This window comes from Microvirga zambiensis WSM3693, from assembly GCF_016735695.1.
Classification (GTDB): Bacteria; Pseudomonadota; Alphaproteobacteria; order Rhizobiales; family Beijerinckiaceae; genus Microvirga; species Microvirga zambiensis.
The window spans coordinates 65,451-73,456 of the sequence record NZ_JAERQD010000032.1; the positions used below are offsets into that span (position 1 = coordinate 65,451).

Consider the following 8,006-nt stretch of genomic DNA (forward strand, 5'->3'; position numbering starts at 1 on the left):
ATCGGCCGCCGGGGATCAGATCAGGCAGTCCAGGACCATCGCCGCGAACAGGATCAGCCCCGCATCCCGGTTGGAGCGGAACAGGCGCAGGGCGCCTGCGCCGTCTCCTCGATCGATGCGGGCGACCTGCCAGCCCAGGTGGAGGGCAAACAGGCTCAGGCCCGCATAGGTCGGCAGGCCAGCTCCGGCAGTGATCAGCGCGGCGGTCATGAAGATGATGGTGAGGGCATAGCAGATGCCGACGCCGAGCCGTACATTCTCGCCGAAGAAGCGGGCGGAGGATTTGATGCCGACGACCTCGTCGTCCTCGATGTCCTGCAGGGCATAGATGGTGTCGTAGCCCACCACCCAGGCGATGCTGCCGGCATAGAGCAGGACAGGGGCCCAGCTCAGCGAGCCGAAGGCGGCGGCCCAGCCCATCAGGGCGCCCCAGGCAAAGGCGAGGCCGAGCACGATCTGCGGCATCCAGAAGAAGCGCTTCATGAAAGGATAGAGCGCGACCACACCGAGCGAGGCGAAGCCGGTCGCAATGGCGAAGGTGTTGAACTGAAGCAGGACCAGAAGGCCGACGAGGCCCTGGAGCGTCAGGAAGGCCAGGGCGCCTTTGAGCGTGACCTGTCCCGAAGGAAGCGGGCGCTGACGCGTACGCTCGACCTTCGTGTCGAGATCCCGGTCGACGATGTCGTTATAGGTGCAGCCCGCCCCGCGCATGGCGACGGCGCCGATGAGGAAGAGAAGGCAATGGACCGGGTTGGGCCAGGGCAGCCCCGCTGCGACAGCCGCCAGCGCCGCCGACCACCAGCATGGCATCAGGAGCAGCCACCAGCCGATGGGCCGCTCGATGCGGGCGAGGCGCAGATAGGGCTTCAGGCCTGCCGGCGCCCATCGTTCGGCCCAATGGCCCTTGACGGAATCGGGCAGGGAAGGGGCGACCGGACGCTCCATGGCGAGGCGGGGATCCTTCTTAGAGGGCGCCCTTCGGAACGCTCAAGGTTCCTGTCAGGCCGCCGCCCATCTTGCTGGCGGGGCCACCCTGCTGTTGTTGCTGAGCCTGCTGCTTGGCGCGCTTCTCCATCTCCGCCATCTTCGCGGCGGCGCCGCAGGCCTGGCCCTTGAACTGCTGGGAGCGCTTGTGGTCCGCGGCGAAGCTCTGGATCAGCTGATCGGGAACCTGGCACCAGTCCTTGTTGTCGGTCATCCACTTCTCGCCAGCACTCCCGTTCGTGACGAGCTTGCTGAAGACCGTGCAGGCCGCGCGCGGGTCGATCTGCTTGTTCTTGCCGCCATCAGTGAGCTTGTTGATCTGCTGGATCAGGCTCTGCCGCTCCTGGAGGATCTTCTGCCCTTCCTGACAGCCGCTCGCCTGCGCAAAGGCCGGGGCAGTCGCGAAGAAAAGGCCGGTCACGGTCAACGCAGCCAGAAGATGCGAACGGGTATGCGTCATTGCTAAAATTCCCTCGAAAAAGCTCGTGACGTCTCGCGCGCCTGCGTTCTGTTAACAGGTGCGGGGCATCGAGGCCAAGAGGCGAATGGTCGCCTTAGCTTTGAACAATGCCATTTAGCACCTGAATTTCACGTTACCAAGCCACCAGGCCCACTCCCTCGGCGGGAGGGAACTTGTTAAGGCTGGGACCCCATTCCGCGCAGGTTGCCATGGCCGAATACGACTTCAACGCCCCCCGTCTGTTCATCGATGCCCCTCTCCGGGAGGGCGAAAAGGTCTCTCTCGACCGGGGGCAGGCCAATTACCTTCTTAACGTCCTGCGCCTGAAGGCCGGCGAGACGGTCCTGATCTTTAATGGCCGGGATGGCGAGTGGCGCGCCGAGGTGTCGATCGAGGGGCGCAAGGCGGCCGATCTTGTCTGCCGCGAGCGGACCCGGGAGCAGGACCGGGCTCCCGACATCGTCTATGCCTTCGCTCCGCTCAAGCATGCCCGCCTCGACTACATGGTCCAGAAGGCGGTGGAGATGGGAGCAGGCGTTCTTCAACCCGTCCTCACCCGCCGGACCCAGTCCTCGCGGGTCAACCTCGAGCGCATGCGAGGCAATGCCGTCGAGGCGGCCGAGCAATGCGGGATCCTGTCGATCCCGGAGGTGCGCGAAGAGGAGAGTTTGGAACGTTTTCTCAAGGACTTGGAGCCCGAGCGCCTGGTTGTGTTCTGCGACGAGGAGGCGCCTGTTTCCAATCCTGTGGAGGCCCTGGCCAAGCTTGGGAACAAAGGATTGAGACTTGCCGTTATCGTGGGACCCGAAGGAGGGTTTACCGATCAGGAGAGAGCGCTTGTCGCCGCCCGCGAAAGATGTGTTTGCGTATCGTTGGGTCCGCGAATCCTGCGAGCTGACACAGCCGCTGTGGCCGCTTTGGCGATCGTTCAATCCGTGCTCGGCGACTGGAACTGACCTCACCGTTCGTCAACGACTTAAGCCGATCTGCCTCTAGCTTCAAAAGCTTAGCAGTTTCGTGCCGATTCGCCCCATTCTGGCCCTATTGAGGCGGAGTTTGGAGCTTGTCGCCGCAGGCCGATCCGCACGTGCGAAGGTCATTTCTACAATAAGAACAGAGGACACAAGGAAATGAGCTGGGACTTCAAGTTCGGCATCGAGGAAGAGTACTTCCTCAACGATGCGCCGAAACGGGATATCGCCAAGGGGAAGATCAAAGATTTCTTTGCCGCCTGCCGGGACAACGTTTCGGGCGATATCCAACCCGAAATGCTCGAACCGCAGATCGAGATCGCGACCAAGCCTTCGGTGGAATTCTCCGAAGCCCGCACGCAGCTTGCCACGCTGCGCTCGTCGGTCGGCGCCGTCGCGCGCGATTTCAACCTTTCGATCATGGCCTCGGGCACCCATCCGCTCGCCATCTGGTCGCGCGTGCGCCCCACCGCCCAGCCGCGCTATGGCAAGGTGATGCACGACCTGCAGATGCTCGGCAGCCGCAACGTCCTGTGCGGCATGCATGTCCATGTGGAGGTGCCCGACCTCGGCATGCGCGTCGACATCATGAACCGCATCCAGCCCTATCTGCCGCTACTTCTGGCCCTGTCCACCTCCTCGCCCTTCTGGCAGGCGCAGCGTACGGGGCTTCTCGGCTACCGGCTTGCCGCCTATCGTGAATTGCCGCGCACAGGCCTCCCGGATCTGTTCGAGAACGAACAGGATTATCAGCGCTACATCGACACCCTCGTGGCCGCCCGGGCCATCGAAAACTCGAGCTATGTCTGGTGGGTGATCCGGCCGTCCCTCAAGCACCCGACCCTGGAGCTCCGCGTCGCCGACAGCTGCACGCGGCTCGACGACACCATCGCCATCGCCGCCCTCTATCGCTGCCTCGTGCGGCGCCTGAGCCTGGATACCTCGCTCAATGCGGGGCAGACAGGTGCTTCGCGTGCCATCAACGACGAGAACGGATGGCGGGCCCAGCGCTACGGCATCCATGGCAGCTTCGTCGACGAGAAGACCCGCACCGCCAAGCCCGTGCGCGAGCTTCTCGAGGAAACGCTGGATCTCGTGGCCGAGGACGCAAAAGTGCTCGGCTGCCAGCGCGAGCTCGATCTCGCCCGCTGGATCGTGGCGCGCGGCACCAGTGCCGACCAGCAGCTGACGCTCTATACCGAAGCGGTCGGCCGGGGATTGTCGAACCGGGATGCGCTTGCCGGCGTCGTCGACTGGCTGAGCGCGGAAACGATGGGAGAAACGGCGATCCGTCATTGAGGGGGGCCAACTCCCCTCGATTTCGTCCGTTGTCCCGCATTGCAGCTTGGCGCTAAGCCCCTTATTGAGTCCCGATCCTTAAGTCGGCGCGCCTTGAACGCGCTTTTTTGATGAGGTGAGGCATGGCGCGGGACGTATCCGATACGACCCCCATCGGTGCACGGTCGGAACTCGTGGAATGGATCGCCTCCGGCGAGAAGCCACGCGGAACATGGCGGCTCGGCACCGAGCACGAGAAGATTCCTTTCTACAGGGCGGATTCCGCCCCCGTTCCCTATGACGGCGGCCGGGGAATCCGCGCCCTGCTGGAGGGCATTCAGGAGCGCACGGGCTGGGCGCCGATCATCGAGGGCAACCACCCCATCGGCCTCGCGGACGAGGCCGGCGGCGGAGCGATTTCGCTCGAGCCCGGCGGACAGTTCGAGCTGTCAGGTGCCCCGCTCGCTACCCTGCATGACACGGCCCGCGAAACGGCGCAGCATCTTGCCGACGCGAAGGCGGTCGGCGAGAGCCTCGGCATCGGCTTCCTCACGCTTGGCATGAGCCCGCTCTGGTCGCGGGCCGAGACGCCGGTGATGCCGAAGGCGCGCTACCGCATCATGACCGACTACATGCCGAAAGTCGGCTCGCTCGGTCTCGACATGATGTACCGCACGTCGACCGTGCAGGTGAACATGGACTACGCGTCCGAAGCCGACATGGTGAAGAAGCTGCGCGTGTCGCTGGCGCTTCAGCCCATTGCTACGGCGATCTTCGCCAATTCGCCCTTCACCGAAGGCAAGCCGAACGGCTACCTGTCCATGCGGTCGAACATCTGGCTCGACACGGACAGGGATCGCACCGGCATGATGGCCTTCGCGTTCGAGGACGGCTTCGGCTACGAGCGTTACGTCGATTGGGCGCTCGACGTGCCGATGTATTTCGTCAAGCGCGATGCGACCTATCACGATGTCGCCGGCGCCTCGTTCCGCGATCTCTTCGCGGGAAAGCTCGCGCAATTGCCGGGCGAGCGCGCGACGCGCTCCGACTGGGCGAACCACGTCTCCACCCTGTTCCCCGAAGTGCGCCTCAAGCGCTATCTCGAGATGCGCGGCGCGGATGTGGGCAATGCGGAGCACATCGTCGCTCTGTCCGCCTTCTGGACCGGGCTTCTCTATGACGAGGCAGCGCTCGACGGGGCCTGGGACCTCGTCAAGTCCTGGAGCGCCGAGGAGCGCGAGCGGCTGCGCGCCGACGTGCCGAAGCAGGCATTGAGCGCGCACATCGCCGGGCGTTCCGTGCAGGACGTCGCGCGCGATGCGCTGGCGCTCTCTCATGCCGGCCTGCAGCGCCGCGGCTACCGCGACGATTCAGGCCGCGACGAGACGCGGCATCTCACCTACGCGGAGGAGATCGTCGCCTCTGGCCGCACGCAGGCGGAGCGACTGCTGGAGCTGTATCACGGCGCCTGGAACGGCTCGGTGCTGCCGGCCTTCAAGGAATGCGTGTTTTGATCCACGCCACATTCGTGGGTGGTTCCACCGCTTGATCCAACCTCCTCACGTCATGGCCGGCCTCGTGCCGGCCATCCTGATCATGTGAGGCGCCGCGCTTTTCTTCATCGAGATCACCGGCACGGGGCCGGTGATGACGTGGTAGGACGAACCTCGACGATCCCATCGCCCGGCGATGCGACTTTACGATCTCCGTGGACTTTCAAGCCGCCTCAGCCGTCGAGACGCGGTTGCGCCCGTCCTGTTTCGCCCGGTAGAGCGCCTCATCGGCCAATGTGATGAGGTGTTCCGGACCGATGCGGGAGCGGTCCAGGCTCGGGATGCGGGTGGCGCTGCCGATGCTGACCGTCAGGATGCGCGAGGGAATGCTGGCCTCGTGCCGCATCCGGAGCGCCTCGATCTGCGCGCGGATCTTCTCGGCCACTTCCGCGGCTCCCGCATCGTTCGTGTCCGGCAGGAGCACCGCGATTTCCTCACCGCCGTAACGGGCCACCAGATCACGCGGCCTGCAAGCGACTCCGGCGAGTGAGCGGGCGATCACGCGCAGGCATTCGTCACCGGCCTGGTGGCCGTAGATGTCGTTGTAGGCCTTGAACTGGTCCACATCGACGAGCAGCAGCGAGACGGGGGATTTCTCGCGCGCCGCCCGGAGCCATTCGATCTCGAGCTGCCTGTCGAACATCCGGCGATTGGCGAGGCCGGTCAGGCCGTCGGTCGTGGCAAGAACCGCCAGTTCGGCTTCCGCTTCCTCCCGGCGTTGGAGTGCGCCTGCGAGGCTCCAGCCCAGCGATCCGATGATCGCCACGAGAAGGACGATGCTGATCACACGGAACACGAAATCCTCGTTCCACCGCGCCAGCGCTTCGTCCCGCCCGACCGATGACAGGACACCGATGGGAAAGATGTGGTTGCGCTGATGGCCGCCGATGCGGGTGATCCCGTCGATGGGAGAGACATATTCGTAAGGCCCGGGGCCGCGCCTTTCCTTGAACTGCGGATGGTCGGATATATCCGCTCCGATCGACCGCTCGATATACGGAGAGCGCGCCAGGATCGTGCCGTTCTTGTGGATGAGCGAGATCGAGCCCTGTGACCCGACATCGAAACGCCCGAAGAAATTCGCGAAATAGCGTGGCGGGACGCTCGCCTGGACGACGCCGTCGAAGCCGCCGTCCGGCGTGTTGATGCGGCGCGAGAGGCTAAGGACCCAGTCGCCTCCGAGAGGGTCGCGGATCAGGGGGCCGAAGAACCAGTTGCTGCTCGTCGACGTGAGGTGCTGCTGGAAGAAGGGCAGGTCCTTCCCGTTCACCCGACCGCGGTGGCCGGGGAGGGAGCTGCTCAGCAACGTCCCGTCCGCGCCGTAGACTGTGAGGGATTTGATGCGCTGCAAGGACTGGACGCGTTCCACGAGGAACGTATCCAGCCGCGCGATGGCATTGGCGGAGATCCCGCCCGTCTCTACCCGGTCGACGACGTCGACCAGAAGCGCATCGGCGAGCTCGAAAGTGTCCTGCGCGTGCTGGGTCAGGGATTTCGCGAGGTTCAGCGCCTCGGCGCTGATCCGGCCGATCTCCTGTTCCCGCTCCCCCCAGTCGCGCCATCCCTCCAGGCCGAGGATGATGAGGCAGACCACGACCACGAAAGCCTTCAATCCCCGTGCCGAGGATCTGGGCCCTATGTGAGAAAGCGTGGTCATCGGCCCTACCATAATTGCCGAAGCTAGCTCGAGGCTAACTTGAGGCCGAGGATCCCGGAGACGATCAGCCCGATGCAGACGAGGCGCATCGCCGTCGCCGGCTCGCTGAAGAGATAGATCCCCAGGAGAGCGGTGCCGACGGTGCCGATTCCCGTCCAGACGGCGTAACCCGTGCCGACCGGGAGGGTCTTCAGCGCCAGGCCGAGCAGCACTACGCTGATCACCATGCTGGCGGCCGTCAGAATGGAAGGGAGAGGGCGGGTGAAGCCGTCGGTGTATTTCAGGCCTATGGCCCAACCGATCTCGAACAGGCCAGCGAGGCCAAGCAACGTCCATGCCATGACAGGACCTCCGTCATTGGCAGGGCCGTCCCTACCGGTTCAAGGAAGGTGCGAGGTCGTCCTCGCCCCTCTAAATATAGGGGGTCCGGAAAAGCTTCTCAACAGAAAGAAGGCGCGGCTAAAGGTCTGTCACGCAAGCTTAGTTACTGATTTCCTCTGCCTCTCTCGGCGCCGCGGCCTCCCGCTCCGGCTGGCGGCCAAGGGCGGCGAGGGGATTGAAGGGAGCATAGATCTGGTGCTTCCAGCTGTCGCCGCAATTGATGCAGATCGACCGCATCATGTGGTTGCTCTGCTCCAGGCGCTTGAGAAGCTTTTCCTGGCGCGCCTGCGCCTCGTTGGCCACAGCGTCATATCCCGACGGGCGGACCTTCAGCTGGAGAGCTTCTCCCGCCGGCTCGCCCTGGGCGAGGGCAGGCCCGGCGATAAGGAGAGCGCCGACGGTCAAGGCGAGGCGGGTCATTCAAAATCCTGAAGCTGATTTGCGCGTCTCCCGACTGGACCGCAGGACACAGTGTTTCGTCAAGGTTCGATCAATAGGCTGAGACCATTGGCAGCGGCGGACGCGAATCCTGCCACGGCAAACGGGCTCGTGAACCGGCACATGAAATTCGGCGGCGATGTCCCTCCCCTTGTGGGGAGGGATCAAGGGTGGGAGTGTGGGCGCCTATCAAGATGCGGCTCGCGTTCACCTCTCCTTGAGGGAGAGGTCGCGCCGGAGGCGCGGGTGAGCGACTGTCTTGTTGGTCAAGGGTTTTGTTGGCG

General features: G+C 64.3%; 8 protein-coding genes. 3 read left to right on the top strand and 5 right to left on the bottom strand.

Annotated features, from left to right (window positions below):
• Positions 1-15: 15 nt before the first annotated feature.
• Positions 16-945, bottom strand: coding sequence for a 4-hydroxybenzoate octaprenyltransferase (gene ubiA, locus JKL46_RS21610; protein ID WP_201837212.1), 930 nt, complete (start codon positions 943-945; stop codon positions 16-18).
• Positions 946-964: 19 nt separating this feature from the next.
• Positions 965-1,444 (bottom strand): hypothetical protein, encoded by a 480-nt coding sequence (locus JKL46_RS21615; protein WP_201837214.1) that lies wholly within the window; start codon positions 1,442-1,444, stop codon positions 965-967.
• A 209-nt stretch (positions 1,445-1,653) separates the two neighbouring features.
• Here JKL46_RS21615 and JKL46_RS21620 point away from each other — a divergent pair, with 209 nt between their 5' ends.
• From JKL46_RS21620 to JKL46_RS21630, 3 genes are all read left to right on the top strand, one after another.
• Complete coding sequence (locus JKL46_RS21620) at positions 1,654-2,400, top strand: 16S rRNA (uracil(1498)-N(3))-methyltransferase (protein ID WP_201837216.1); 747 nt, start codon at positions 1,654-1,656, stop codon at positions 2,398-2,400.
• A 174-nt stretch (positions 2,401-2,574) separates the two neighbouring features.
• Positions 2,575-3,714, top strand: a complete 1,140-nt coding sequence (locus JKL46_RS21625; protein ID WP_201837217.1) for a carboxylate-amine ligase — start codon at positions 2,575-2,577, stop codon at positions 3,712-3,714.
• Positions 3,715-3,836: 122 nt separating this feature from the next.
• On the top strand, positions 3,837-5,207 hold the full coding sequence (locus tag JKL46_RS21630; RefSeq protein WP_201837219.1) for a glutamate--cysteine ligase: 1,371 nt from the start codon (positions 3,837-3,839) through the stop codon (positions 5,205-5,207).
• Positions 5,208-5,409: 202 nt separating this feature from the next.
• On the opposite strand, the gene JKL46_RS21635 is transcribed toward JKL46_RS21630, so the two are convergent.
• The 3 genes from JKL46_RS21635 to JKL46_RS21645 form a co-directional block, all read right to left on the bottom strand.
• The gene (locus JKL46_RS21635) at positions 5,410-6,903 is read right to left on the bottom strand and encodes a sensor domain-containing diguanylate cyclase (RefSeq protein ID WP_201837221.1); all 1,494 of its coding nucleotides are present in this window, start codon (positions 6,901-6,903) and stop codon (positions 5,410-5,412) included.
• A gap of 23 nt (positions 6,904-6,926) precedes the next feature.
• A complete protein-coding gene (gene sugE, locus JKL46_RS21640) occupies positions 6,927-7,244 on the bottom strand; it encodes a quaternary ammonium compound efflux SMR transporter SugE (protein ID WP_201837223.1) in 318 nt (105 codons plus the stop codon).
• Between the two features lie 139 nt (positions 7,245-7,383).
• Positions 7,384-7,704: a hypothetical protein gene (locus JKL46_RS21645; RefSeq protein WP_201837225.1), complete on the bottom strand. Its 321-nt coding sequence runs from the start codon at positions 7,702-7,704 to the stop codon at positions 7,384-7,386.
• Between the last annotated feature and the right edge of the window lie 302 nt (positions 7,705-8,006).

Excerpts from the sequence above, each read along its gene's own strand:
- ubiA (WP_201837212.1), bottom strand. The coding sequence starts at position 945 with ATGGAGCGTCCGGTCGCCCCTTCCCTGCCCGATTCCGTCAAGGGCCAT.
- JKL46_RS21615 (WP_201837214.1), bottom strand. The coding sequence starts at position 1,444 with ATGACGCATACCCGTTCGCATCTTCTGGCTGCGTTGACCGTGACCGGC.
- JKL46_RS21620 (WP_201837216.1), top strand. The coding sequence starts at position 1,654 with ATGGCCGAATACGACTTCAACGCCCCCCGTCTGTTCATCGATGCCCCT.
- JKL46_RS21625 (WP_201837217.1), top strand. The coding sequence starts at position 2,575 with ATGAGCTGGGACTTCAAGTTCGGCATCGAGGAAGAGTACTTCCTCAAC.
- JKL46_RS21630 (WP_201837219.1), top strand. The coding sequence starts at position 3,837 with ATGGCGCGGGACGTATCCGATACGACCCCCATCGGTGCACGGTCGGAA.
- JKL46_RS21635 (WP_201837221.1), bottom strand. The coding sequence starts at position 6,903 with ATGACCACGCTTTCTCACATAGGGCCCAGATCCTCGGCACGGGGATTG.
- sugE (WP_201837223.1), bottom strand. The coding sequence starts at position 7,244 with ATGGCATGGACGTTGCTTGGCCTCGCTGGCCTGTTCGAGATCGGTTGG.
- JKL46_RS21645 (WP_201837225.1), bottom strand. The coding sequence starts at position 7,704 with ATGACCCGCCTCGCCTTGACCGTCGGCGCTCTCCTTATCGCCGGGCCT.